Source organism: Vibrio sp. 10N.222.49.C9 (assembly GCF_041474985.1).
Lineage (GTDB): Bacteria > Pseudomonadota > Gammaproteobacteria > Enterobacterales > Vibrionaceae > Vibrio > Vibrio crassostreae_C.
Genome location: NZ_JBFRVD010000860.1, coordinates 1 through 279, shown reverse-complemented (window position 1 = coordinate 279; position 279 = coordinate 1). Strand labels below are relative to the sequence as shown.

Sequence of the window (279 nt, the reverse complement as noted above, 5' to 3'; positions counted from 1 at the left end):
CTGTCACTGGATCGCCAGAGAGATCATGATGATGATGGTCGTGATGATGTTGATAAAGTGCGAGACTGGATTCAGGGGTATTGCCGAACATCTGCAAATAACTTGGATGATTAGAGATCGCTGACGGCGTGCCTGAACAGCAGATATGGTGCTGTAAGCAGATCACATTGTCAGTTTTGGCCATCACTAAATGCAAGTCATGAGAGATCATAAACACCGCACAGTTAAATCTATGACGAATGGTATCGATGAGGTTATAAAGGTCAACCTGACCTTGTA

1 pseudogene is annotated in these 279 nt (G+C 44.1%); it reads right to left on the bottom strand.

From position 1 onward, the window contains the following. A pseudogene (znuC, locus tag AB4585_RS25950) lies at positions 1 to 279 on the bottom strand (zinc ABC transporter ATP-binding protein ZnuC); the annotation flags it as partial.